Source organism: Patiriisocius hiemis, from assembly GCF_031846325.1.
GTDB lineage: Bacteria > Bacteroidota > Bacteroidia > Flavobacteriales > Flavobacteriaceae > Patiriisocius_A > Patiriisocius_A hiemis.
This window is the reverse complement of record NZ_JAVRHZ010000015.1, coordinates 1-2,066: the sequence shown is the minus strand read 5'-3', so window position 1 is coordinate 2,066 and position 2,066 is coordinate 1. Positions and strand designations below refer to the sequence as shown.

The 2,066-nt window shown below is 39.6% G+C and carries 1 protein-coding gene; it reads left to right on the top strand.

What is annotated here, in order from left to right; all coding sequences use genetic code 11:
- The coding region (locus RM538_RS13335) for a DUF11 domain-containing protein (RefSeq protein WP_432279811.1) at window positions 1-2,066 on the top strand (2,066 nt) is incomplete at both ends.

The window sequence follows — 2,066 nt, the reverse complement described above, 5'->3', positions numbered from 1 at the left end:
GATACCGTTACCTATACCTTAGTAGTAAGTAATGCAGGTCCAGATACAGCCAACAACGTAGTTGTAACAGATACACCCACCAACCTAACGATACAAAGTGTAAGTGGTGGTGGTTGTACAGGATTTCCTTGTACAATAGCAAGTATTGCTTCAGGTACCCCAGTCAATGACGTTGCCATTACGGTAACTGCTACGATAGACGGAGGAGGTGCATTTGATAATGCAGCTTCAGTAAGTGCAGATGAGATAGATAATAATGCTGCCAATGATACCGATAATGATGGTGCAAATGCAGCAGCAGTAGCAGATGTATCTATTACAAAAACCTTAAACGATACAAGTCCATATCAAACTGGAGATACAATAACGTATGATGTGGTAGTTACAAATAATGGTCCAGATACTGCTAATAATGTTATGGTAACCGATACTCCTTTTAATATAACTATTGTTAGTGTAACTGGCGGAGGACCTGGATGTGTTGGTTTTCCGGGCTGTAATTTAGGAACAATAGCAAATGGAGCTTCAGTAACCCTTACAGTTACTGCAACTATTGATGGCCCTGGTGCTTTTACTAACATGGTTTCAGTAAGTGCAGATGAGATAGACATCAATATTGCTAATAATACAGATGATGGTACAGACGGAAATAATAATGGAACAGCTGCAGCTGTAGCTGATGTTGCTTTAACAAAAACTTTAAATGATACAAGCCCATATCAAACAGGTGATACAGTAACTTATGATATTGTTGTTACTAATAATGGTCCAGACACAGCTAACAATGTAGTTGTTGCAGATACTCCAACAAACCTGACAATTGTTTCAGTAGCAGGTGGAGGAGCAGGTTGTCTTGGTTTTCCAGGTTGTAATTTAGGAGCATTAGCAAATGGTGCTTCAATTACACTTACTGTTACTGCAACAATAGATGGTCCAGGAAACTTCATTAACGAAGCAACTGTTTCTGCAGATGAAATAGACAACAATACTACGAATAATACAGACAACGGTGCTGATGGGAATAATGGTGGTGTTGCAGCAGGCCTAGCAGATCTTGTTACAGTAAAGACACTAACAAGTGGAAACCCTACACCGGCGGAAACAGATACTGTAACGTTTACAATTACAGTAACCAACAATGGTCCAGATACAGCAAACAATATTTCTTTAAATGATGTAATTCCTTCTGGTTTAACACCTACAATAAATAATGGAAATGTTAGTGCAGGAACTTATACTTCTCCTACTTGGTCAATTCCAAGTTTAATTAATGGCGCAAGTGCAACACTTACTATTGAAGGAACAGTAGATATTGGTCAAGATGGTAATACTATTACTAATAATACAACAGCAGCTTCTGGAGATGAAAATGATCCCTCTACTGCTGGAGATGATTTGTCTGAAAGTGTTGTTGTTACAGGTTGTTTAGATACTGATGGTGATGGTACTTGTGATTCAGTTGACCCAGATCCAAACGACCCATGTAATGATGATGGAATTATTGGTGATGAAGATACTAGCAACCCAATATGGCAAGCAGCAGACTGTGATGGTGATGGTGTTACAAATGGAGATGAAGATACGGCAGGAACTGAACCTTATGATCCGTGTGACCCTACACAAGCTCCTGGTTATACAGGATACGATATTACAAACCCAATATGGCAAGCAGCAGACTGTGACGGTGATGGTGTAACTAATATAAATGAAGTAGATCCAGATGGTAATGGCGTAGTTGATGCTGCAAATGCCACGGACCCCTATGACCCATGTGACTTTAATAACGTATTAATAACCGAAACCCAGACTACAGCCTTCTTAGTTGGAGATTGTGATGGTGATGGAGTAACTAACGGACAGGAACAAATTGATGGGACAGATATTAATGACCCTTGTGAGTATGAATCAATTAATCAAGATACTACAGCAACTACTCCAGCATGGGATGCGTTAGACTGTGATGGTGATGGAGTAACTAATGGTCAGGAAGTACTAGACATGACAGGTCCAACAGATCCATGTGAGTATGACCCAGCTAATCAAGATGTAACTATAGTTACAACTGA